19 protein-coding genes are annotated in these 22706 nt (G+C 55.6%); 12 read left to right on the forward strand and 7 right to left on the reverse strand.

From position 1 onward, the window contains the following. The first annotated feature begins 63 nt into the window (after positions 1-63). The 4 genes from M2418_RS03235 (at position 64) to M2418_RS03250 (ending at position 4014) form a co-directional block, all read left to right on the forward strand. Positions 64-1452, forward strand: coding sequence for an aldehyde dehydrogenase family protein (locus M2418_RS03235; RefSeq protein ID WP_259144110.1), 1389 nt, complete (start codon positions 64-66; stop codon positions 1450-1452). Next, entirely contained in the window at positions 1449-2594 is a 1146-nt protein-coding gene (locus M2418_RS03240) for an iron-containing alcohol dehydrogenase (protein ID WP_259144112.1), read from the forward strand. The genes M2418_RS03235 and M2418_RS03240 overlap by 4 nt, the downstream gene beginning before the upstream one ends. A 14-nt stretch (positions 2595-2608) precedes the next feature. Beyond that, a complete protein-coding gene (locus M2418_RS03245) occupies positions 2609-2989 on the forward strand; it encodes a hypothetical protein (protein ID WP_250981906.1) in 381 nt (126 codons plus the stop codon). A gap of 308 nt (positions 2990-3297) precedes the next feature. Next, positions 3298-4014: a ParA family protein gene (locus M2418_RS03250; RefSeq protein WP_250981905.1), complete on the forward strand. Its 717-nt coding sequence runs from the start codon at positions 3298-3300 to the stop codon at positions 4012-4014. A 61-nt stretch (positions 4015-4075) separates the two neighbouring features. On the opposite strand, the gene M2418_RS03255 is transcribed toward M2418_RS03250, so the two are convergent. Continuing rightward, positions 4076-4870, reverse strand: a complete 795-nt coding sequence (locus M2418_RS03255) for a helix-turn-helix domain-containing protein (RefSeq protein WP_259144114.1) — start codon at positions 4868-4870, stop codon at positions 4076-4078. Positions 4871-5050: 180 nt separating this feature from the next. Between M2418_RS03255 and M2418_RS03260 the strand changes: the two genes are divergently transcribed. Beyond that, complete coding sequence (locus M2418_RS03260) at positions 5051-6208, forward strand: MFS transporter (protein ID WP_250982387.1); 1158 nt, start codon at positions 5051-5053, stop codon at positions 6206-6208. Positions 6209-6288: 80 nt separating this feature from the next. On the opposite strand, the gene M2418_RS03265 is transcribed toward M2418_RS03260, so the two are convergent. Continuing rightward, complete coding sequence (locus M2418_RS03265; protein ID WP_405049367.1) at positions 6289-7668, reverse strand: L,D-transpeptidase family protein; 1380 nt, start codon at positions 7666-7668, stop codon at positions 6289-6291. A gap of 155 nt (positions 7669-7823) precedes the next feature. On the opposite strand from M2418_RS03265, the gene M2418_RS03270 reads away from it, so the two are divergent. The 3 genes from M2418_RS03270 to M2418_RS03280 all read left to right on the forward strand — a co-directional run bounded on the left by M2418_RS03270 (position 7824) and on the right by M2418_RS03280 (position 9545). Next, complete coding sequence (locus tag M2418_RS03270) at positions 7824-8660, forward strand: aldose 1-epimerase family protein (protein ID WP_259144118.1); 837 nt, start codon at positions 7824-7826, stop codon at positions 8658-8660. A gap of 138 nt (positions 8661-8798) precedes the next feature. Continuing rightward, positions 8799-9137: a TIGR01244 family sulfur transferase gene (locus tag M2418_RS03275; RefSeq protein WP_192488486.1), complete on the forward strand. Its 339-nt coding sequence runs from the start codon at positions 8799-8801 to the stop codon at positions 9135-9137. 66 nt (positions 9138-9203) lie between these two features. Continuing rightward, positions 9204-9545, forward strand: coding sequence for a RidA family protein (locus M2418_RS03280; protein WP_192488487.1), 342 nt, complete (start codon positions 9204-9206; stop codon positions 9543-9545). Between the two features lie 121 nt (positions 9546-9666). On the opposite strand, the gene M2418_RS03285 is transcribed toward M2418_RS03280, so the two are convergent. From M2418_RS03285 to M2418_RS03305, 5 genes are all read right to left on the reverse strand, one after another. Beyond that, complete coding sequence (locus M2418_RS03285; protein WP_259144121.1) at positions 9667-10431, reverse strand: HugZ family protein; 765 nt, start codon at positions 10429-10431, stop codon at positions 9667-9669. Between the two features lie 67 nt (positions 10432-10498). Then, positions 10499-12151 (reverse strand): thiamine pyrophosphate-binding protein, encoded by a 1653-nt coding sequence (locus M2418_RS03290; protein ID WP_259144123.1) that lies wholly within the window; start codon positions 12149-12151, stop codon positions 10499-10501. Beyond that, entirely contained in the window at positions 12148-13353 is a 1206-nt protein-coding gene (locus tag M2418_RS03295) for a CaiB/BaiF CoA-transferase family protein (protein ID WP_250981898.1), read from the reverse strand. Before M2418_RS03295 ends, M2418_RS03290 begins: the two co-directional genes overlap by 4 nt. Before the next feature lie 16 nt (positions 13354-13369). Beyond that, a complete protein-coding gene (locus tag M2418_RS03300; protein ID WP_259144132.1) occupies positions 13370-14347 on the reverse strand; it encodes a DMT family transporter in 978 nt (325 codons plus the stop codon). A 115-nt stretch (positions 14348-14462) separates the two neighbouring features. Further along, positions 14463-15386, reverse strand: coding sequence for an alpha/beta hydrolase (locus M2418_RS03305; RefSeq protein WP_259144134.1), 924 nt, complete (start codon positions 15384-15386; stop codon positions 14463-14465). A 107-nt stretch (positions 15387-15493) separates the two neighbouring features. Between M2418_RS03305 and M2418_RS03310 the strand changes: the two genes are divergently transcribed. The 4 genes from M2418_RS03310 to catB all read left to right on the forward strand — a co-directional run bounded on the left by M2418_RS03310 (position 15494) and on the right by catB (position 22595). Continuing rightward, positions 15494-17302, forward strand: a complete 1809-nt coding sequence (locus M2418_RS03310) for a hypothetical protein (RefSeq protein ID WP_259144136.1) — start codon at positions 15494-15496, stop codon at positions 17300-17302. Between the two features lie 129 nt (positions 17303-17431). Then, positions 17432-19081 carry an energy-dependent translational throttle protein EttA gene (gene ettA / locus M2418_RS03315; RefSeq protein ID WP_192488491.1) on the forward strand — a complete coding sequence of 550 codons (1650 nt, stop codon included), beginning with the start codon at positions 17432-17434 and terminating at the stop codon, positions 19079-19081. 257 nt (positions 19082-19338) lie between these two features. Beyond that, a complete protein-coding gene (locus tag M2418_RS03320) occupies positions 19339-21636 on the forward strand; it encodes a methyl-accepting chemotaxis protein (RefSeq protein ID WP_259144139.1) in 2298 nt (765 codons plus the stop codon). Positions 21637-21959: 323 nt separating this feature from the next. After that, complete coding sequence (gene catB, locus M2418_RS03325; RefSeq protein WP_259144149.1) at positions 21960-22595, forward strand: type B chloramphenicol O-acetyltransferase; 636 nt, start codon at positions 21960-21962, stop codon at positions 22593-22595. Positions 22596-22706 lie beyond the last annotated feature (111 nt).

Consider the following 22706-nt stretch of genomic DNA (forward strand, 5'->3'; position numbering starts at 1 on the left):
AGACTATGGGCGGTAACAACATGCCGTTTTCACCGCCCGCTTCATTAACACAGGAAAACGATCATGGTCATGATCCAGAATATCTCACCCATTGATGGTTCGGTGTATGCCGAACGCGAGGTGCTGTCGCTGGACGCGGCACGGGCTGCCGTTGCCAAAGCACGCAATGCACAGAAGGATTGGGCGCGGCGTCCGCTTGAGGACCGTGTGCAACTGGTGCTGAAGGGCGTGGCACGCCTCAATGAAATGGTTGGTGAGGTGGTGCCGGAACTGGCACATATGATGGGCCGCCCCGTGCGTTATGGTGGTGAGTTCAAAGGTTTCAACGAGCGCTCCAATTACGTCGCCTCGATTGCGGCTGATGCTTTGGCGCCGCTGGTGATCGAAGAAAGTGGCAATTTCGAACGTCGCATTGAGCGCGAACCACATGGTGTCGTGTTTGTTATCGCACCATGGAACTATCCTTACATGACTGCGATCAACACGGTTGCGCCGGCTCTGATGGCAGGTAATACAATCGTCATCAAACATGCCGCCCAGACCCTGCTGGTGGGTGAGCGCATGGTACGTGCCTTTGTCGAGGCGGGCGTACCCGAAGACGTGTTTATCAATGTGTTTCTGGACCATGGCACCACGTCTACCCTGATCTCCGAAGGCCTGTTCAACTTCGTCAACTTTACCGGTTCGGTTGAAGGTGGTCGCTCCATTGAGCGGGCTGCAGCTGGCACCTTTACCGGTCTTGGTCTGGAGCTTGGCGGCAAGGATCCCGGTTACGTCATGGAAGATGCCGATCTTGATGCAGCGGTCGATACGCTGATGGATGGCGCGACCTATAATTCCGGCCAATGCTGCTGCGGCATCGAACGTATCTATGTCAATGAAGCGCTTTACGATGCGTTTGTCGAAAAGTCCGTTGCCTGGGTGTCCAATTACAAACTCGGCAATCCGCTTGAGCAGGAAACAACGCTGGGCCCGATGGCCAACAAGCGTTTTGCCAAGGTGGTGCGTCAGCAGATTGCCGATGCGGTTGCCAAGGGTGCAAAGCCGCTGGTCGATGCAAAGCTGTTTGCTGCCGATGATGGTGAAAGCGCCTATGTCGCGCCGCAGATCCTGGTCAATGTCGATCACTCCATGGAGTTCATGACTGAGGAGACCTTTGGTCCTGCCGTCGGCATCATGAAGGTCAAGAATGACGACGAAGCCATCGCACTGATGAATGACAGCAAATACGGACTGACCGCATCCCTGTGGACGCAAGACCCGGCACGGGCAGGGCGGATTGGTCGCGAGATTGAAACCGGCACCGTGTTCATGAACCGGGCCGACTACCTCGATCCTGCTCTGTGCTGGACCGGCGTGAAGGAAACCGGCCGTGGCGGTTCACTGTCGGTCATCGGTTTCCAGAACCTGACCCGTCCGAAATCCTACCATCTGAAGAAAGTCACGAAATGAATATTGTCGCGAACTGGAGCTATCCGACCGCCGTCAAGCTGGGCCGTGGACGGATCAAGGAACTCGCGGATGCCTGCAAGACACTTGGCATCAAGAAGCCACTGCTGGTAACCGACCGTGGTCTCGCAAGCATGGCAATTACCGGCCATGCACTGGATGTTCTGGAGCAGGCTGGTCTTGGTCGTGCGATCTTTGCCGAAGTTGACCCGAACCCGAATGAGATCAACCTTGAAGCCGGTGTAAAGGCGTTTAAGGACGGTGGTCATGACGGCGTTGTTGCCTTTGGTGGCGGCTCCGGCCTTGATCTCGGCAAGGCGGTCGCCTTCATGGCTGGCCAGACCCGGCCGGTATGGGACTTCGAAGATGTTGACGACTGGTGGACCCGTGCCAATGTAGACGGCATCGCGCCGATCGTTGCCGTGCCGACCACAGCAGGTACCGGCTCAGAAGTCGGCCGCGCCAGCGTTATCACCAACTCCAAGACGCACGTGAAGAAGATCATCTTCCATCCCAAGTTCTTGCCCGGCGTTGTTATCTGCGATCCGGAACTGACGGTCGGTATGCCGAAGATGATTACCGCTGGTACCGGCATGGATGCCTTTGCCCATTGCCTTGAGGCCTATTCGTCACCGTTCTTCCATCCAATGAGCCAGGGCATTGCGCTGGAAGGTCTGCGTCTGGTGAAGGAATATCTGCCACGCGCTTACAAGGATGGCAGCGATATCGAAGCCCGCACCAACATGATGGCTGCTGCTGCCATGGGTGCTGTTGCCTTCCAGAAGGGTCTTGGTGCCATCCATTCGCTGTCGCACCCGATCGGTGCTGTCTACAACACCCACCACGGCATGACCAATGCGGTGGTGATGCCGGCGGTTCTGCGCTTCAATCGCTCCGCCATTGAAGACAAGATTGCCCGCGCGGCAGCCTATCTCGGCATTGAGGGTGGCTTTGACTGTTTCTACAATTACGTTCTTGAGCTTCGCAAAGAGCTGGGTGTGCCAGAAAATCTGACGGCAATGGGCATCAAGCCAGACCGGATTGATGAGCTGACAGCCGAAGCCATCAAGGACCCAAGCTGCGGCGGTAATCCGGTGCCGATGACACTGGAAAACACCAAAAAACTGTTCGAAGACTGCTTCTGAAAGCCAAATTCATAATGTTCAAACACTCTACTTTTGCGCCACTGATTGCAGTGGCGCTTTTTTGTCTGCCAGCCGGTGCGCAAGCAGAGAGCTTCAAAAGCCTGACAGGACAGGGTTATGCAGTCGGACCACTTGCCAAAAACAAGGCAGGTATCTGGGGCTGGACCTTTATGAAAAGCGGGACGCGCTACTTCTGCGAAATGAAGGTTGGCGTGGCCTATTCCGGCAAAAAGGGCATGATCGGCTTTACCAGCAGCGGCCGCACAATCAGCATTGATCGTGCGACCTACGAGGCCAATATCGGAGGGCCGGATGCCAGCCTGCCGCAATATGAAGACCTGAAGGCCGGACGTTTACGCGCCTCAGATGTCGGGTCTTGCCGCAAGCAGGCATAAAACAGCTGAGCGCATTCTGGACCTTTAAGGCATCGATACTGCATTTTGCGGCTGGAGTATGAGGGCCGTGTGGGGGGACACCTATACGGCCCTTTGTCGTATTCTGCGCCAAAAAGCCTTTATGCAACAATGCCTTGTGCATGATGCCCCAGCAGTTTTTCGCGATGATCTTGCGTTTTGGCAAATTTACAATCTTTCCAAAATTTCCGGTTCATTAACCATAATCGTTAAGAATATGGGCTGGCACCATGAGCGTGAGGTGCCTTCAGGAGCGATGAAATTAGGCTCTGCATCACTTCGAGGGCTCCATGCCAGTCATTACATTCGCAAATACCAAAGGTGGCGCCGGTAAAACCACCGCCGTGCTCCTGCTCTCAACCGAACTTGCCCGTATGGGCCATCGCGTCACCATCCTTGATGCCGATCCGCAGCACTGGATCTCCCGCTGGCACGAACTTTCCGGGCATATCCCAAACCTCTCGGTTATCTCGCACGTCACGAGTTCGTCGCTTGAGGCCCATATCCGAGAAAACAAAGCCAATACGGACTGTTTTATCATTGATATGCCTGGCACCCGCAGCCCGTTGCTGACGATGGCGCTTGGCATATCGGACCATGTCGTCATTCCCATTCAGGGCTGTGCCATGGATGCGCGCGGTGGCGCGCAGGTTCTGGAACTGATTGAATTCCTCACCGAAAAGACCGGCAGAAAGATTGATCATTCGGTTGTGCTGACGCGCGTCAATGCGATGATCACCACCCGTTCGCTGCTGCTGGTCAAAGGCCTTCTGGCGACCAAAAACGTGCGCGTGCTCGACACAGCGATTGCCGAGCGTGCGGCGTATCGAGACATTTTCGACTATGGCGGTACGCTCTTGGGTCTCGATCCACTCAAGGTCAGCAACCTCGACAAGGCAAAAGAAAACGCCCAGTCGCTTGCCAAGGAAATCCTGCGGCTTTTGCCGGTCAGGGTTGTGCGTAGCGTACCTCACGTTCCCAGCATTCTGAGACGCAAGGTTGCCTGATACGGCTCCCAGTTCAGTCACAGATATTCGCCCGCTGCATCACCAGCGGGCGTTTTTGTTTTCAGTGATTGCTGTGCGAGGTGAGGTAGGAGCGGGGAGAGGTGCCCAACATGCGTTTGAACATGGTGGTGAAGGCTGGAATGCTGCCATAACCGAGATCGAGCGCCACAGTGGTTACGGCTTCACCGGCCGCAAGGCGCGGTAATGCTGCAAACAGGCAGGCCTGCTGGCGCCACACGGACAGTGACAGGCCGGTTTGGCGGCGAAAAGCGCGGGTAAAGGCGCGCCTGCTCATCGACAGTTCCCTTGCCCAGACATCTATGATGAGATCCGGCGTCGGGTTGACTATGAACCGACGGCACAAGGCAGCAAGGCGGGGATCCTCTGGGAATGGCAGGCCGAGCGAAATGTCCGGCAGTTTGGCCACGACATTCAACAGCAGCGGCAGGATCAGCTCGGCGCGTTCGCGGCTGTTGTCGTCCGATGGCGGTTGCACGGCTTCGATGATCAGCTCTCGTGCCAGACCGGTTATGCTAACCACGCGCACGAAGGCGGGGAGGTCAGGCACGGCACTGGCATCAAGATAAAGCGACAGCATGGTTACGGCACCTAACATCTCCACGGAATGTTCGACACCCGGTGGTATCCACAAGGCGTGTTCAGGTGGCACCATCCAGCGACCCTGATCGGTGGTGACAAGCACCACGCCGGAGCGCGCATAAAGCAATTGTGTTCTCTTGTGGCTGTGGCGTTCAACCAGATCGCCGGCACTGTAATGGTTGGGTGAGGTGTGAACCGGACCTGCCGCAGTCTCTATCGCCCACAGTCTGTCATAGTGCTTGCTGCGGGGTCCCATTATTTCTTGTGGCTTCTTTTGCTGCATTTGGCCCACTCGCGTAATAAATGGACCAAAACACGAAAGCGGGGGTGCCACAATCCTCTTATTGGATTATGTCAAATAATGGAGACGAAAGTGGCCAATAACTCAGTAGGTCTGGAAACACACAAAGCGGAAGAAACGGTCTTCGGCATCATCATGGCTGTCAGCTTCTGTCATTTGCTGAATGACACGATGCAGTCGCTTATCCCGGCGCTTTATCCCATGCTCAAGGACGGATATGCGCTCGACTTCACGCAGATCGGTCTACTTGGACTGGTGTTTCAGGTCACTGCGTCGCTGCTTCAGCCGCTGATCGGTATCTATACCGATAAACGTCCGCTGCCATATTCGCTGTCGGTCGGCATGGGCTTTTCGCTGATCGGCCTGTTGTTGATGGCCTATGCGCATTCTTATGCCGTACTGCTGCTGGGAGCCGGTGTGTTGGGTCTGGGATCTGCGGTATTCCATCCGGAATCCTCGCGTGTTGCACGTCTGGCGTCCGGTGGCCGTCATGGTTTGGCGCAGTCACTATTTCAGGTGGGCGGTAATTTTGGCTCGGCACTTGGACCGTTGCTTGCTGCATTCATCGTGCTGCCGCGCGGACAGGAAAGCGTTGCGTGGTTCTCTGCTGCGGCATTGGCTGGCATGATCATTCTGTTCCAGGTGGGCAGATGGTATTCGCAGCACCGTGTTGCCACCGCAAAGCGTATGGCTGCTGCACCGGCTATCGTGTTGCCCCGCGCAAAGGTCATGAAGGCCATTGCCGTTCTGGCACTGCTAGTATTGTCGAAGTACCTCTACATGACCAGCCTTTCGAGTTATTACACCTTCTACATGATCGAGCGTTTCGACGTGTCGGTGCAATACGCCCAGATCCTGCTGTTCGTGTTCCTCGGCGCCGTTGCCATTGGTACGGTTGCTGGTGGACCAGTTGTTGACTGGTTCGGCACGAAATTCGTGATCTGGTTCTCGATCCTTGGTGCGCTGCCCTTTACGCTGGTGCTGCCTTACGTCGGCTACAACACAACGATTGTCCTGACATTTATCATCGGTGTGATCATGGCATCGGCCTTCTCGGCAATCGTGGTGTTTGCACAGGAATTGGTGCCGGGCCGGGTTGGCATGATTGCAGGACTGTTCTTTGGTTTCGCCTTCGGTATTGGCGGTATCGGTGCTGCGGCACTTGGCGTGGTGGCTGACCACAAGGGCATCGTCTACGTCTACCAGGTGTGCTCGTTCCTGCCTCTGCTTGGATTGCTGACAGTGCTGCTGCCGGATATCGGCAAGGGTCGCAGGCACAAGATCAAGGTCTGACGGCCTCTACGAAGACAAGAAAAGGCGCGACACCTGAGCAGTGTCGCGCCTTTTTCATGTCGTGAGAATGGTTGGAGGCCTTATTCGGCAAACTCCACAACCACGCCGGGCTTGACCATCTTGGCCAATTCGGTGGCATCCCAGTTGGTCAGGCGGATACAGCCGTGGCTGTTGGTCTTGCCGATCTTGGATGGCTCCGGCGTGCCATGAATGCCGTAGGTCGGTTTCGACAGGGCAATCCAGACGGTGCCGACCGGACCGTTCGGCCCTGGCGGAATCTGCAGGATCTGGGTGTTCTGACCCTGCTGGAAGTTGATTTTCGGGTTGTAGGTATAACCGGGGTTCAGTGCGATACGTTCAACGGTGTGAATGCCGCTTGGCGACGGTGTATCAGACGAACCGATGGTGGCCGGATAGGCCGCGACCAACGTGCCGGTTTCGTCATAGGCGAATACCTGTTTGATGCCCTTGTGGGCGACGATGCGCGCAACCGAGCCAGCCTTCGGTTTGCCGGGATCGATAACCTTGATGATCGAGCCGGGCACCGTGAAGTCAACGCCAGGGTTCAACTCTTTCAGATAGGTTTCATCCATGTGGAAACGCTCGGCGAGCGATTCCGTGACCGAGGTAAACGACATGGCGGGAAGCTGCGCCTTCTGGCTGTAGTCGTCAGGAATGGCTGCAACATACGGACCGGCAGCATCGGCTGCGGTGATCGTGTAGTTGACGATGGCCATGCCACCGGACATGCGTAAGCGCTCCAGAATGTCTTCCGAATTGTTCGGGTCCAGTGTTTCTCCAGTCATGTCCTGCCAGGCCGAAATGGCCTTGGTGACGTTGGAACCCATCTTGCCGTCGATGACGCCGGGCGAGATGCCTTCACGGTCGAGGAATGTCTGAAGTGCGACAATTTCCTGGCGCGAACGATTGGTCGGTGCGGTAACCGGGGCGTGGCGCTCGATCAGGCGATCCGGCTGCGGAACGGCGGCTGTCGTGCTTTCGCCGGGCATTGGCTGTTCCAGCGGTGCGCTTTCAATGGCGCCAGGTGCGGGCACAGAACCGGTGTAGACGTCACGGTCTGTGCCATCATTGCGATATTCGCGGTAATCACGAACGCTACCATTGTCGTAATAGCCGATATCGCGCTGGGAGTGGCCAGGTGCTGGCGGATAATAGGTCTCGCGGGAAGGCTGCTGCCTGCGCACAGCCTCCGGCGGCATTTCCGTGGCCAGCAGGTTGCCATAGCTATCATAGAAAACGGTGCGGCCCATGCGGTCGCGGCTGATGACGATGTCACTGCGTTGCGGAATGAAATCAAGCACGCGTCCATCCGGCGTCACCAGCAGTGGCTGTTCCTGAGTGGCATAGCGATAGCGGTCCTGCGCGTCAGCAAAACTGAACGGCAAGACGGACAAAGTGGTAACAGCCACGAAAAAAGTTGTTTTAAGAAACTGTTTCACGATTCCGCTTTTCCTCACTCTTTTCATCCACCTACACATCACAATATTGACCCTATTGTGAAAAAGATGAATTCGAAGTGAACGTTACGTTAATTTCATCATGTCTCAGTGCACGTTCACGGTAAAATATAGTTCAACTGCCAGTGAGAGGCCGTATGCGAGACATTCAACTTGGTAAATCGCCAGTTATTCATCTGGATGAAACGTCGGTTCTGGACATCGGTTCCTGCGTTGTCGAGGGAATCAATATCGCACCGGGCAGGGCTATTCCTGATGATGGCGACCCGCGCATCGATCACTCACTGGAAGGTTTCCTGTTCACCTGTGGCCCTGACCACATTCGCCATCCGCAGCCGATTGAGGGGGATGCCGAGGGCCGTAAATATCCGCTGCATGGCTCGTCCTCATCCCACCCGGCTGAGATAACCGCCTGGGACGTCGGCGAGAAAAGGGCAAGGATTGCAGCGGATATTCCGGTGCGGCTTGCCACTGGTGGCGCGGCCTTGTTGCAGCGTGTCTGGACGATTGACGGTGCAACCGGTGAAGTGGCGTTGGATGACACGATCACCAACACCAGTGATACGGTGCAACCGGTATTTCTGATGTACCACATGAATGTCGGCGCACGGTTGTTCGACGACAATGTGCAGCTTGAAGGTGATATGCTGGAGGGTGGTGGCTTCAACTGGCGGTTTGGCGAGGAGCCGGGCAGCGTATTCTGTGTGCCAGCCACCGGCAATGAGGCATGGGCAACGCTTCGTCTGGGGCCGATTGCCTCGCTTGGCGGCAAGATCCTGACAGTGCAGTTCCGCACCGATACTCTGCCTTATCTGCAAATGTGGCGTAACCAGAAGGCGCCTGCCCATGTGCTTGGCATTGAACCGGTTTCGCACCGCTGGGTCAGCCGTGAGGAGCTTGCCGATAGTGGCGAGTTTAACATGTTGCAGCCGGGCGAAACGCGGAATTACGGTTTGCGTTTCCACATTGCCTGATGCGGTTTTAAACCCGGTGCTGGCAGTTGCTTGTCGATTGACGCACCGGCCAATTCGCCTTACACCCTTGGCACTTCAATTTTAGAGGCGAAGGGCCGAAAGGCTTGCCGAGCCTAGGCATTTCAGGAGGATTTGAAGATGGATATCCGACGTATTGACGATGAATATTCAGTGACCGGCCAGATCAGCGTTGCCGATCTGGATCAGATCAAGGCGCTCGGCTTTAAATCCATCGTTTGCCACCGCCCAGACGGTGAAGAAGAGGGCCAGCCTCTGTTTGCCGATATTGCCGAGCGGGCGGAAGAGCTGGGTCTGACCATTGCACATGTGCCGGTTGGTCGGAACGGTGTCGATGGTGAAGCTGTTGCCGGGATGGTGGATGCGCTTGACGAGTTGCAGCGTCCGATGCTGGGCTACTGCCGCTCTGGCGCGCGCTCGACTGCCATCTACGACAAGACCCATCATCTGCGCGGCTGAGCCGTTTTTGCACGTTGCCCGAGATGGGGCAGGGAATTTTCATAAGCTTATAACAGGAGCATTTTTATGAGCATCAAGCGTATCGAACCCGGCAAGCGTATGAGCGGTGCAGTCGTTCACGGTAACACTGTTTATCTGGCTGGTCAGGTTGGTGAAGGTTCGTCGGTTGCCGAGCAGAGCAAGTCTGCACTGGCTGAAGTTGATCGTCTGCTGGCTGCTGCCGGTTCTGACAAATCCAAGATCCTTCAGACCATCATCTACCTCTCCGACATGTCGACCTTCGGCGAAATGAATGCTGTCTGGGAAGGCTGGATTGACCCGGCAAACCCGCCAGCACGCGCCACCAGCGAAGCTGCTCTGGCAACGCCGGACTACAAGGTTGAGTTCATCGTGACGGCAGCGCTCTAAGTCGCTGATCGCAACGAACAAACAGAAAAGGCCGGTCAGTGTCATGCTGACCGGCCTTTTTTTATGAGGTTGTCGAGGGCGCGCTCAGGGATTGTCATTGTTTGTGAATCCCTTGTCGCTGTTACTTCGAATCCTGATTCAACGCCTTTGCAAGTTGATTCAATGTTTCGACACGGTCCGCAAACCACAGCCGCGCCAGATCGGACGAGGCCGCGAGGTTGATACCTTCAGGATCAATCGACGTGATTTTCCAGGTGCCGGCTTTTTTGCCGGCGAGCGACGCCAGCCGAGTGGCCTCACCCTTGATGGCGTTGAGACGTTCGATTTCGTCGGCAGCGCCAGCCATCAGCGCGTCGGTCCCGGAGAGGTCGGTCCGCAGGTCTACAGGTGTAATGTTACTGGCATTGCGTGCTGGCCCACCATTGATCTGTACGCCCTCAACCTGCAGCCGGAACAGCAACGTGTCGGGAAGTGACAGATAGAGCTTGGATTTCGGGTAACGGGCGAGATAGGCGGCTTTTGCCGTTTCAAATTCATCTGCCTGGATCAAGACGGCACGACCGACCAGTGTCAGGCGAGATTCCGTCAGCGCATCACCTTTGCCAAACGGGGCAAGCGTCAGGGAAATGCGGTTATCGGCTTCGATGTTGCGGGCGTGAAGTGTCAGACGGGCTGCAAAAAAGAATGGCGTGCCGTCAGGCTCAATCGCGATATTGGTGACGGTGGTGTAGGGATATCCACTGACGGGATCAATGGTCGCCAGCGCTGCAAACCGGCAGGTATGAAGAACGGTTTTAGAGACCCGCACCGCTTCAAAAGGGGCGCCGGCGCTGGGCTCGATCTTCATTCCTCTAGGGGTGATCACTGGGGACTGTGCTTCCGGCATGGCGCTTCCTGTTGGTTTATTTGACCGCAGGAATTGCACCATTCCGGAAACCTGTCCATGCCAGTTATCAGGTTTTTTCGCGAATTTGCGTCAGTGTGCGGGTAGGCGTGATGGCTTCCGCATCCAGCTTGATTTCGATGATTGCCGGTTTGCCGCTGGCGCGTGCACGCTCGAACGCCGGTGCAAACTGATCGGTGGTTTCGACAAGTTCACCGTGACCGCCATAGGCCTTGGCGAAAGCCACGAAATCCGGATTGACCAGATCCGTGCCGCTGACGCGACCGGGATATTCCCGCTCCTGATGCATGCGGATGGTGCCATAGGTGCCATTGTTGACCAGCAGCGTGATGATGGGCAGGCCGTAACGCACGGCCGTGATGAATTCCTGCCCGTGCATCATGAAGCAACCATCACCGGCAAAGCAGATGACCTCGCGCCCCGGGAAAAGATGTTTGGCGGCAACCGCAGCCGGCAGACCGTAACCCATCGAGCCGGATGTTGGCGCAGACTGGGTGTTGAAGCGCTGGAAGCGATGGAAACGGTGAAGCCATGTGGCGTAGTTGCCAGCGCCATTGGTGAAAATGGCATCCTTCGGGGTGTTTTCCTCAATCCATTCCATGATCGGTCCCATGTGAACCGAACCGGGGCCTGTCTTGGGTGGGGTCGACCACTTGAGGTAGGTTTCGTGCATGGCAACGGTACGTTGTTCCCAGACGGGATTGGACGGTGCCTCAAGCTTAGCTAGGGCCGCCACAAAATCCTTCGGGCTGGCACAGATGGCCAGATCCGGGCGGTAGACACGACCGAGTTCATCCGGGTCCGGATAGACATGCACCAGCTTCTGCGCGGGATATGGAATATCAAGCAGTGTGTAGCCGGAGGACGGCATTTCGGAGAAACGCCCACCGAGCAGCACGATGAGGTCGGATTCCTTGACCTCCTTGCCAAGTGCTGGATTGACGCCAATGCCGATGTCGCCGGCGTAAGATGGGTGCAGATGATCAAACAGCATCTGGCGGCGGAAAGAGCAGCCGACCGGCAGTTTGAACTTTTCAGCAAAAGCCTGGAACTGTGCCACGCTTTCTTCCGTCCAACGGGTGCCACCAAGAATGACCAGAGGACGGTTGGCTGCCTTCAGCATCTCGGCAAAATCAGCAATCTGTGATGCACCAGGATGCGCCTCGACCGGCATCGATGGCTTGGCCTGCGGTGCGTCGAATTCCTCAACCAGCACATCCTCGGGCAGTGTTAGCACAACAGGGCCGGGACGGCCGGAGGTGGCAACGGCAAAGGCGCGGCTTACAAATTCGGGAATGCGCCTGACATCATCGATCTCGCCCACCCATTTGGCGAATTCGGTAAAGGCGCGGCGATATTCGACTTCCTGGAAGGCTTCACGTTCACGCGCATCGCGCTGCACCTGACCGATGAACAGGATCATCGGAATGGAATCCTGCATGGCGATATGCATGCCGGCTGACGCGTTGGTGGCACCGGGGCCACGGGTTACCATGCAGATGCCGGGTTGGCCCGTCAGACGACCCCAGGTGTCGGCCATCATTGCCGCGCCGCCTTCCTGGCGGCACACAATGGTCTCAATGCCGCTTTCATAGAGCGCATCGAGAACGGCGAGATAGCTTTCGCCGGGAACGCAGGAAACGCGTGTTACGCCATTGGCCTTCAGTGCCTCGACAATCAATTGTCCGCCGGTTCTTTTCATGGCGTCATGTTCCTTTCGATCTCTTCCAGTTCAGCCAGCACATCAGCCTGATGTTCGCCAAGACGCGGGCTGGGGCGTTCGTATTGCAATGGTGTTTCGGACAGCACGATAGGGGTGCGGACACCGGGGATGGTGGTGCCGTCTGCGGCCTGCAGATCAACCCGCAAGCCGCGCGCCTCTACCTGCGGGTCGGCAAACATTTCTTCAATCGAGTTGATCGGGCCGGCTGGCACCGCATTGCTCTCGCAGGCGGTCAGCAGATCGCGCTTTTGCCACTTCAAGGTTTCGGTGGAGATGATGCGGCGTACATCTGCCTTGTGGGCGACACGCGCCTTGTTGGTCGCGTAACGCTCGTCACTGGCGATGTCGGCAAGCCCAAGAATTTTGCACAGGCGGCTGAACTGGCCATCATTGCCAACGGCCAGAATAAGGAAACCATCGGCTGTTGGTACCACCTCGTAAGGGGATATGTTGGGATGGGCATTACCAAGACGCACCGGAGGCTTGCCAGAAATGAGATAGTTCATGTTCTGGTTGGCCAGCACGGCCGACTGCACATCCAGCAGGGCCATGTCGATATGCTGGCCCTGTCCGGTGCGCATCGCGTGGATGATGGCTGCCTGAATGGCGGTCACCGAATAAATGCCGGTGAAGATGTCGGCAACGGCAACGCCCGCCTTCATAGGCTGTCCATCCGGTTCACCGGTGATTGACATGAAACCTGACATGCCCTGCACGATGTAATCGTAACCGGCGAAATCCGCATAGGGGCCAGTTTGGCCGAAACCGGTAATTGAGCAATAGATCAGCTTCGGATTAAGCGCTTTCAGGCTTTGATAGTCCAGCCCATATTTGACAAGCCCGCCACGCTTGAAATTTTCGATGACCACATCTGCGGTTGCGATCAGACGGCGAACGAGATCGCAGCCTTCGACGGTACGCAGATCAGCGGTTATCGACCGTTTGCCGCGGTTGGTGGCGTGATAATAGGCGGCCGAGAGATTGTCGCCATCAACACTTTCCACGAAGGGTGGTCCCCATGCGCGGGTATCATCACCGCCATCTGGGTTTTCAATCTTGATGACATCGGCGCCCATATCCGCCAGCATCTGTCCCGCCCATGGCCCGGCCAGAACGCGGGCCAGTTCGATAACGCGGATGCCTTTAAGTGGCGGCTGTCTGTCATGTGTCTGCTGGGTCATGTCTAGGGTCATTATCTCATGGGGTCAGCGGTGTGGTCTCGACATTGGAGACTGGCTTTGAGGCAAAGCGGCGTTCCCGCCAGATGATGTAGAGGCCCGACGCTACGATGATGGCGATGCCAAGCCATTTGATGGCATCCGGGAGGTGGTTGAACACCAGCCAGCCAAAGATCGTCGCAGAAACGATTTCCAGATATTGCAGCGGCGCCAGCATCGAGGCCGGAGCTGCGCGATAGGCGTAAACGCCGAGAATGCCTGATAGAGTGGCTGAAACACCAACACCCAAGAGATAAAGCAGGATCGTGGTATCGGCCGAGGTAAAGGCAATCCCGGGCATTCCAAGCATGTCACTGAACAACATTGGAAGGGCGCAGAACAGGAAACCCCACATGCCGGATTGAAGCTGCATGCTCCACGGGTCTTCCTTCTGCGAACCGATGCGGGTCAGAATGGCAAAACTGGCGATGCAGAACGCCGAAAGAACTGGCAGAAGCGCAACGTAACCGACTTCGGCAAAACTGGGCTGAATGACCAGCAGCGCGCCGAAAAAGCCGACGGCGCATGCGGTGTAACGCCGCCAGCCAATCGCTTCCTTCAGGATGATGCTGCTAAGGATGGTGAGAATGATTGGCTCAACGAAAAAGATGGCAATTGCATCTGCCACTTCCATGAATTCCAGCGTGGCAACGAAACTGATCATCGACAGGGCAAGGATGCCACCACGAACGATGTGAAAGCCTGTTGAGCGCCAGGACATCGAGAACAGATGCGGTCGCATGATGAGAAAAGGCACGGCTGCAAGCGATTGGATCAGGAAACGCGCTGCACTGATTTCAATCGCTGGAACGGTCGTGATTGCCAGCTTGGCGAAAATGTCGATGATCGGGGAAATCATCACCGCGGCAAACATCATGAACAGCCCGGTGGATACACTGCCGGATGCCAGAGCTGTCGCTTGAGTTGCTGTTTTTCCGCGGGCCATTTTCGATGTCATTGGTGTTTCTTTCAACGTGCGAATGCGCAACGGTGTCCTGACTATAGAACACCCTTTTTGAGGGAACGCATTCGATATTATCTCATGATGATATTCCGTTTCGGCACAGGAGCGGTCAGTCCTCGACGACCTTTGTGCACCATGCCGCGAAATCGGCTGCGGGCACTTCCCAGCCTTTTTCATTCAATGTTTCGTGGCGCATGCCCTTGTAAATAATGTCCTTGATGTCAGTGAAGCCGGCATTTCGGAACTGGTCTGCAAGCCAGACAATTTCCTTGCCGTCATTGGTGGCGGCATCCTCGTCTCCGCTGACCAGCAGGATCGGCATGTCTTTTGGTAATCGGCTGATCAGTTTTGGGCCACGATAGGACATTTCAAATACGTCCTGCCAGAGAGAGACACTTGCCTCGAAACTGCAGAGCGGATCTTCGACATAGGCGTCGACAGCAGCCTTGTCGTGGCTCAGCCAGTCGGCGGTGGTGCGCTTTTCCGGCATACGGGCATTCCATGTCCGAAACGTTGCCTTGGGCAGAATACCGCTCGGCACATCCGAACCCTTCAGCCATTTCTCGATGCGCAGCACCACCTGAGCGGCACGGCCCGAAAGACCGGGGTTAAAGTTGGAGTTCCATATGGACAGGGCAGCAAAGGATTGCGGATGGCTGACGGCTGTGTTCAGTGCGACAAGTCCACCCATTGAATGTCCAAACAGGACAACCGGCAGGCCGGGATGACGCTCGCCGACTAGGCTGCGCACAGCCATCACATCCTTGATCGCCTTGTCGACGCCATCTTTCCAGGCAAAACGGCCAAGCGGCGCGTCATCGGCTTTTGTCCGTCCGTGGCCTCGGTGGTCATGGGCGTAAACTTCAAAACCCTGTTTTGCCATTACATCGGCAAAGCGGGCATAACGACCGGCATGTTCAACAAGGCCGTGGCAGATCATCAGCACGCCGCGCGCCTCGTTTTCGGCGGGCATGTGGCGATAGGCAACAGAGGCGCCAGACGGACTCTCAAGGCGGTTGATCTGTGAGAACATGGTTTGCCCTTTCGTTCAGAGCATCTTAGTGCTTTTGCAACTTCAGGTATTGCAAAATCAATGCTTCATCCTTTACGGATGTGAGGTTGATCTTGCAGGGTTTGGTTATGATATCCATTTCAGCCAATACAATGAAACCGTTACAGAAAAACGGTCAATTACCCATCTTCCACGTATCCTTGCTGATTTATACCGTCGCCATGATCCTGATCTTCCTGAGCATGACCGAAGGTGTTGCTCAGGTGAGTGATGTTGACGACCGGATGCGAGAACTGCAAATCCGTCATTTGCTGTCGCCCAAAGGGCAATGGTTTGATTTTCAGTTGCCGTTCATCGCCATGCCGGAACCGTATTTCTCGCCGTGGTCGCGGCTGGTTGACTTGCCATATGTCATTGTAACTGCAAGTGCGGAAATGCTTTTCGCACCTGAAGTGGCCTTGAATATTGCGCTCTTCATCGTTCCACTTCTTTTGCTTGTGCCCTTCAGTTTTCTGGCGGCGTTGCTTTTGACGCGCATGGTGCCGCTCGAAACATTTTCTACGCGCATGCAGATCATTCTGATTGTTTGCATGGTGTGCTTTCTGGCAAGCGTAGTGCAGGAATTTTCGCCAGGTCGCATCGATCATCATAATGTGCAGATCCTGGCAATGATGATGATTGCTTGCGGGTTGATGCTGTGGAGCTTCAATAGTGGTGTGCTGATCGGTTCCGGCGCCGCCATATCTCTGGTAACAGGCCTTGAAGTCTTGCCGCTTGTCGTGGTCGTCTGGGCGGGTCTTATACTTTCCTATCTTGTCGGTAATAAAGAGAGCAGGCGGGTGCTGCTTGGCGCCTGTATGGCAATGTTTATTGCCACCATTGTTTGTGCATTTGCGTTTCTTGGACCCGCCTCGATACGGTCGGTTCAGTGCGATGCGTTTTCGGCACCTTATATATTGCCGATGATTTTGGTGCCGCTGAGTATATGTGGCAGCCTCTATTTTACGCCGCGTGCTGCGCAGCAGTCTATCAAGGCGGCGGCTTTCATTGTCCCGCTGCTGATTATCGTTGCTGTTACGGCCTGTTTGTTTCCGCAATGCCTGCAAGGTCCATATGGGATGTTGGGGCCGCTGGAGCACGCGCTTTGGTTTGATCGCGTTTTGCAGGAGAAGAACTTCCTGCAGCTTTATAGTGTCGATACGAGTGGTGTCGTGCCTCTTCTTGGCGCGGTAACCGGACTTGTGTTTTTTGCACTTATTCCTGTCATCAGGAAAGGCTTTCAGCAGAATACCAAATATCTGATCCTCTACGCGGTCATGGCGTGTGCGCTTATTCTGGCGTTGTTGATGGCTCGTTATTTGAAATTCGCGCTGTTATTTATGCCGTTTTTCCTTTTCTTCTCCGTGCACTGGTGGCGGCAGGCGAGAGCAGACGGCGCCTCGATCCTGCCAGCGGTGTTTAGTTCTGCTGCAAGCGTGCTTGTTTTTGCAGGATCGCTTCTGATGTTCTCCAAAGGCGAATTTGCCTTTCACCCCACTGATTTAATGCAATATGACCAGTGCCAAGGGCAGGATATGTCAGTCTTGGCAACGCTTTCGCCGGGCCGTATCATCTCGCCGCAAGGATTGGCGATGCCACTCGCAGCAACCATGCCGGATGGTTTTTCGATTGCATCCGCGCCGTTTCATCGCACCGCACCCGGTATGCGTCGGGTCTTTACGGCATTTCTCTCCAATGACGTGGAAGCCAGAAAACAGGCGCTTGCACCTTTTGACTATGTTGTTGTATGCCGCCTGGGATTTGAGTTGAGCGACAAGGACGCTGTGCTTTACACGGTGCTGGCAACAGGCCAAGACTGGCCAGGGCTGGAAAGAATTATCACAGACAACGCGTCCGACTTGCAGGTTTTCCGCATCGATCACAGCCGCTTACGATAGGATTTTGACGGGGCGTTGTATGCCGTTTGCTTTTGCGACGTAGGATAATTCCCGTTTCGACATTGCCCCACACGGTCATTTCGCCTACATAGCGGCAAACCTCATTTCATGGCGCGGAGCATTCCTTTAATGGCACGTCAGTTCATTTATCATATGTCTGGTCTTAACAAGTCCTACGGGGCGAAGAAGATCCTCGAAAACGTTAACCTGTCGTTCTACCCGGATGCCAAGATTGGTATTCTCGGTCCAAACGGTGCCGGTAAATCTACTGTGCTGCGCATCATTGCCGGTCAGGACAAGGAATTTACCGGTGAAGCCTGGCTCGCCGAAGGCGCGACCGTTGGTTACCTGGAGCAGGAACCAAAGCTTGATCCTGCCAAGACCGCTTTTGAAAACGTCATGGAAGGCGTTGCCGACAAGAAGGCCGTTATCGATCGTTACAACGAATTGATGATGAATTATTCCGACGAAACTGCGGATGAGGGTGCCAAGCTTCAGGACATCATCGACAGCCAGAACCTGTGGGATCTGGAACAGCAGGTCGAAATGGCGATGGAAGCACTGCGCTGCCCGCCAAAGGACGCCAATGTTGAAACGCTGTCGGGTGGTGAGCGCCGTCGTATTGCGCTGTGCCGTCTGCTGCTGTCGCAGCCTGACCTGCTGCTGCTCGACGAACCGACCAACCATCTTGACGCCGAAACCATTGCATGGCTCGAAAAGCACCTGCGTGACTATCCGGGCGCCGTGATGATGATCACCCACGATCGTTACTTCCTGGACAACGTTACCGGTTGGATTCTCGAACTCGACCGTGGCCGTGGCATTCCTTACGAAGGCAACTACTCTGCCTACCTGCAGGCCAAAGCAAAGCGCATGCAGCAGGAATCCCGCGAAGAAGCCGGCCGCCAGAAGGCACTGTCGCGCGAACAGGAATGGATTGCATCCAGCCCGAAAGCTCGTCAGGCCAAGTCGAAGGCCCGTATCAAGGCTTACGAACAGCTGGTGGATGCCGCTGAAAACATCCGTCCAGGCGACGCGCAGATCATCATTCCTGTCTCCGAGCGTCTTGGCCAGGTCGTTATCGAGCTGGAAGGCATCAACAAGGGCTTTGAAGGCCGCACGCTGATCAACGACCTGTCGATCAAGCTGCCACCTGGTGGTATCGTTGGTATCATCGGCCCGAACGGTGCCGGTAAGTCGACGCTGTTCAAGATGATCACCGGCCAGGAAAAGCCGGACGCCGGTTCGATCCGCGTCGGTGAAACGGTTCACCTTGGTTATGTTGACCAGAGCCGCGATGCGCTGGATGGCAACAAGACCGTTTGGGAAGAAATTTCTGGCGGTGCCGAAGTGATCAAGCTTGGCAAGTTCGACATGAACTCCAGAGCCTATTGCGGCGCATTCAACTTCAAGGGCGGCGATCAGCAGCAGAAGGTTGGCAATCTCTCGGGTGGTCAGCGTAACCGCGTTCACCTTGCAAAGATGCTGAAGGCTGGCGGCAACGTGCTGCTGCTCGACGAACCGACCAACGACCTTGATACGGAAACACTCGGTGCGCTGGAAAGCGCGCTGGAAGCCTTCGCAGGCTGCGCCATCATCATCAGCCACGATCGCATGTTCCTTGACCGACTGGCGACACACATCCTCGCTTTCGAGGGTGACGGCCATGTCGAATGGTTCGAAGGTAACTTCGAAGACTACGAGGAAGACAAGGTTCGTCGCCTTGGTCCTGATGCCCTCAACCCCGGCAGCCAGGCCTACAAGCGCCTGACACGCTAAGACCTGTCCAAATAACGGACAATTTCATGAAGCCTCTGCACGCTATGTGTGCAGAGGCTTTTATTTTGTGCGGCAAATCTTGCCGAATTATAAAGAAAATCTGACCTGCGACATTTGTGTGCAGCTTGATGATCGTCATTTTAAGCCATTGTTTTGATTTTTGTTTTCAGTTTTTCTTAAGGTGATTTCCGTAGCTTTTGCTGGTGCATGATCGGCACAATTTTAGATGGCATGAGGCCATGCTTCAGGAGTGTCTCATGAGATTGGTCGATATTTCAATCAGCAAGCGACTGTGGACCGCAGTCACATTGCCCATGCTTGCTGCCGGTTATCTTGCCTACGTCCAGATATCGGATCGTTTGGTTATCTATAATGACATGCAGCAGATTACGGTCGCCAGTGAACAGTTGAAAAAGCTGAGTGACATGGTCCATGCCCTGCAGGTGGAGCGTGGCCTGACAGCGGGTTTTATCGGTTCAAAGGGCAATCAGAATGCGTCCCAGCTTGCTAGCGCCCGTTCGCAGACCGATGCAGCGGTCGGAGAGTTCCAGACGGTGTCGGAGGAACTGGCGAAAGCGGTTGATTTTGATCTGGCCGGTCCCAAGCAATCAATCAGCAGCGGTATTGGCGAAATTGCAGTTCTACGTAGATCCGTCGACAACCTGTCAACGACCGGTGCGCAATCGTTCAGTTTCTACACGGGCGTCGTTGGCAAGATTGTCGGTCTTTCCGGCAATATCGCCGCTACTGCGCAAGACGCCGGCATTGCCCAGCAGATGTCTGGCTATGTGCAACTAATGCAGGCCAAGGAAATTGCCGGTCAGGAACGTGCAATTGGCAATGGCTTTATTACAGCAAAACGAGTGGACCCAAGCCGCTTCGCAGAGTTTGCAGCCATGGCTGGCGGTCAGGCCGCGCTTCTCAATTCTTCGCTGTCGGTTCTGGATGAAAACCAGCGCAGCAAATATCAGGCGATGATTGCCGACGTTTCCCAAGACGTTGTCGCGATCCGCACGCTTATTCTTGCCAATGGCGAAAATGCCGAGCTGGGCAATCTCGACAGCGGCAAATGGTTCACTGTTTCCACCAAACGTATTGAAACGCTCAAACAGATCGAAAATGAGGATTTGCAGCGCATCGCGGCATTGGCGCAGGCGCATGCCGATGGTGCTTTCAGCAATCTTGTTGTGATTGCCGTGCTTTGCCTTATCGGCGGCCTCATCATGGTGGTGTTTTCCGGCCTGATGGCGATGACGGTTGTGCGGCCCATTGCACGCATGGTTCAGATTATGGGGCGCTTGGCGCATGGCGATATCGACAACAATGATGTCGCCACCGGCCGCAAGGACGAAGTCGGCGACATGGAACAGGCCGTTGAGGTGTTCCGTCAGGCCGCTATTCGTAATCGTGAACTGGAAGCGGCAGAGGAAGAGGCAAGAGGCCGCGCAGAACGCGAGCGGCTGGACATGCAACGGGTTGCGGAGGCAGAAGCAGAGGCGCGGCTGGTTGAGGCCACAAGCACCTTTGCCAGCAGCATGAAACGTCTGGCCGCGGGTGACCTGTTGTGCGAGTTGCACGAACCACTGTCCTCGCAGTTTGAAGCATTACGGCAGGACTTCAACAGTTCGGTTCGCCAGTTGCGTGAGACGCTGGCAAGTGTTGGCCACTCCGTATCCACGGTGACTGGTGGATCGAAGGAGGTGTCGTCTGCGTCTGATGATCTCTCACGTCGTACAGAGCAGCAGGCCGCGTCACTTGAGGAAACCGCTGCAGCGCTGGAACAGATCACCGCCAATGTGACTTCAACATCCAGACGGGCAGGCGAGGCGCGTGATGTGGTGCGTAACGCCCGTGACCGTGCTGATAACTCCGGCAATGTCGTGCGCAACGCCGTTTCTGCCATGGAGAAGATTGAAAACTCCTCCAAGCAGATCAGCCAGATCATTGGTGTTATCGACGAGATCGCCTTCCAGACCAATCTGTTGGCCCTGAACGCCGGTGTCGAGGCCGCACGTGCGGGTGAGGCAGGCAAAGGCTTTGCTGTCGTTGCACAGGAGGTGCGTGAACTAGCACAACGTTCTGCCAATGCCGCCAAGGAAATCAAATCGCTGATCGGTAATTCTGAAATTGCCGTCAGCGAAGGTGTGCGCCTCGTCAACGATACCGGTACAGGTCTGGCCGAAATTGCCGGTCTGGTTCAGTTGATCAATATCCATATGGAAGCCATTGCGACCGCAGCACATGAACAGTCCGCTGGACTGGCGCAGGTCAATACGGCCGTCAATCACATGGATCAGTCGACGCAGCAGAATGCGGCGATGGTGGAGGAGATGAATGCGGCCGGTGCGGCGCTTGCGCAAGAAAGCGTCAATCTGAACTCTCTGTTGTCGCAGTTCCAGCTTGGCCAGCAGGTTGGGCAGTTGCAGGCGGCGGCGGATGTCATGCGTCGTGTGGCAGCACCTGTGCCGACGGCTCCCCGACAGATACCGCTTCGCCGTTCTGCTACAGGTACGCATGGCAATGCGGCCGTTGCCGAGGATTGGACCGAGTTCTGATCTCATAGGCCCGTGGCAGAGGCCTGACCTTCAGCCTGACTTCGATACAAGCGGCCGCATAAGGGGAAACCTTGTGCGGCCGCTGTCAATTCAGCTCTGTTGTATCGTTCGGTTACCGCCTTGGTCTTGAGTGCCGCGCAGCGGGTTTCCTCCAGACGGGAAACAGGCTAAAAGCATCCTATGAAATCTGCACCGTGTACCATCTGCATAGTGCTCCCGCGCATCTGATGTGAGGGGCTGTGGCGACAAGACCTCTGGTCTTTCGCAAGGATGCCGTGTGCCTGCAAGTGCGCCGCGGCGAAACACATGCAGAGAGAACTTCAATGCAAAACTATTTTGAAAGCCCTTTCAGGGGCATTACGCTCGACAAGCAGATAACCAACCCCAACATCGTTGTTGGTCGCTACAGCTATTATTCCGGTTATTATCACGGTCACAGTTTCGATGATTGTGCCCGGTATCTTCTGCCGGATGAAGGTGCCGACAGGCTGATCATTGGTAGCTTCTGCTCAATTGGATCAGGTGCTTCCTTTATCATGGCTGGTAATCAGGGCCACAGAAACGACTGGATCAGCACCTTTCCATTCTACTGGATGTCGGAGGTGCCGGCATTCGCAGGCGCGCAGAACGGTTACAAACCGGCCGGTGATACCGTTATCGGCAATGATGTGTGGATCGGTTCCGAGGCCGTTATCATGCCGGGTGTCAAAGTCGGGGATGGTGCGGTGATCGGTACACGCGCGCTGATAACCCGTGATGTCGAGCCTTACGCAATTATCGGCGGTAATCCAGCCCGTAACATTCGTCTGCGTTTCGACGAGCGCCATATTGCTATATTGATGGAAATGCAGTGGTGGAACTGGCCCGATGAACAACTACATCAGGTGATGCCGCTGCTGACCAGTGGCGACATCGAAACGCTTTATGAGCATTGGCAGGCGGGAATCAACGTCGTTTGACCTTGATTGCTAACCTCAGGGCGGCCGGAGCGTCGCGCAAACGGCCGCCCTGGGACCTGTCGTGACCTGACAAAATGCGTTAACAGTTTTGGGATTATCGCTTGCAACCGC

The organism is Rhizobium sp. BIGb0125 (genome assembly GCF_024810055.1).
Taxonomy (GTDB): domain Bacteria; phylum Pseudomonadota; class Alphaproteobacteria; order Rhizobiales; family Rhizobiaceae; genus Agrobacterium.

Excerpts from the sequence above, each read along its gene's own strand:
- M2418_RS03235 (WP_259144110.1), top strand. The coding sequence starts at position 64 with ATGGTCATGATCCAGAATATCTCACCCATTGATGGTTCGGTGTATGCC.
- M2418_RS03240 (WP_259144112.1), top strand. The coding sequence starts at position 1,449 with ATGAATATTGTCGCGAACTGGAGCTATCCGACCGCCGTCAAGCTGGGC.
- M2418_RS03245 (WP_250981906.1), top strand. The coding sequence starts at position 2,609 with ATGTTCAAACACTCTACTTTTGCGCCACTGATTGCAGTGGCGCTTTTT.
- M2418_RS03250 (WP_250981905.1), top strand. The coding sequence starts at position 3,298 with ATGCCAGTCATTACATTCGCAAATACCAAAGGTGGCGCCGGTAAAACC.
- M2418_RS03255 (WP_259144114.1), bottom strand. The coding sequence starts at position 4,870 with ATGGGACCCCGCAGCAAGCACTATGACAGACTGTGGGCGATAGAGACT.
- M2418_RS03260 (WP_250982387.1), top strand. The coding sequence starts at position 5,051 with ATGGCTGTCAGCTTCTGTCATTTGCTGAATGACACGATGCAGTCGCTT.
- M2418_RS03270 (WP_259144118.1), top strand. The coding sequence starts at position 7,824 with ATGCGAGACATTCAACTTGGTAAATCGCCAGTTATTCATCTGGATGAA.
- M2418_RS03275 (WP_192488486.1), top strand. The coding sequence starts at position 8,799 with ATGGATATCCGACGTATTGACGATGAATATTCAGTGACCGGCCAGATC.
- M2418_RS03280 (WP_192488487.1), top strand. The coding sequence starts at position 9,204 with ATGAGCATCAAGCGTATCGAACCCGGCAAGCGTATGAGCGGTGCAGTC.
- M2418_RS03285 (WP_259144121.1), bottom strand. The coding sequence starts at position 10,431 with ATGCCGGAAGCACAGTCCCCAGTGATCACCCCTAGAGGAATGAAGATC.
- M2418_RS03290 (WP_259144123.1), bottom strand. The coding sequence starts at position 12,151 with ATGAAAAGAACCGGCGGACAATTGATTGTCGAGGCACTGAAGGCCAAT.
- M2418_RS03295 (WP_250981898.1), bottom strand. The coding sequence starts at position 13,353 with ATGACCCAGCAGACACATGACAGACAGCCGCCACTTAAAGGCATCCGC.
- M2418_RS03300 (WP_259144132.1), bottom strand. The coding sequence starts at position 14,347 with ATGACATCGAAAATGGCCCGCGGAAAAACAGCAACTCAAGCGACAGCT.
- M2418_RS03305 (WP_259144134.1), bottom strand. The coding sequence starts at position 15,386 with ATGTTCTCACAGATCAACCGCCTTGAGAGTCCGTCTGGCGCCTCTGTT.
- M2418_RS03310 (WP_259144136.1), top strand. The coding sequence starts at position 15,494 with ATGATATCCATTTCAGCCAATACAATGAAACCGTTACAGAAAAACGGT.
- ettA (WP_192488491.1), top strand. The coding sequence starts at position 17,432 with ATGGCACGTCAGTTCATTTATCATATGTCTGGTCTTAACAAGTCCTAC.
- M2418_RS03320 (WP_259144139.1), top strand. The coding sequence starts at position 19,339 with ATGAGATTGGTCGATATTTCAATCAGCAAGCGACTGTGGACCGCAGTC.
- catB (WP_259144149.1), top strand. The coding sequence starts at position 21,960 with ATGCAAAACTATTTTGAAAGCCCTTTCAGGGGCATTACGCTCGACAAG.